We start from the raw sequence: 304 nt of genomic DNA, 5'->3' as shown, positions 1-304 counted from the left end.
GGAGCGACTGGACCCACGAGGTGTACGTCGCCGCGCTCGCCGCCTCCGCCCTCGGGCGTCCCTTCCAGGGCGACTGCCTCGCGGGCGTCCCCGGCTTCCCCGTCAACCGCCTCGGGGACGTGCGCACCTGCACCACGTCCGGCGCGAGCGAGCCGCACGTCGTCGTCGTCTTCGCCGACGGCGCGTCGTACAGTCTTCCCTAGCATGATCGAGATCGTCGACTACCGCCCCACGTGGCCCCAGGAGTTCGAGGCGGTCGCCGCGCGCGTCCGCGCCGCCCTCGGCGACCGCGCCCTCGCCGTGC

At 74.7% G+C, this 304-nt stretch carries 1 protein-coding gene; it reads left to right on the top strand.

What is annotated here, in order from left to right; genetic code table 11:
* The coding region (locus DEIPI_RS29665) for a hypothetical protein (protein ID WP_169737055.1) at nt 1–203 on the top strand (203 nt) is incomplete at its 5' end.
* Nucleotides 204–304: the final 101 nt, after the last annotated feature.

This window comes from Deinococcus pimensis DSM 21231 (assembly GCF_000519345.1).
Classification (GTDB): Bacteria; Deinococcota; Deinococci; order Deinococcales; family Deinococcaceae; genus Deinococcus_A; species Deinococcus_A pimensis.
Note: the sequence above shows the minus strand (reverse complement) of the source record. Positions and strands in the feature narration are given on the sequence as shown.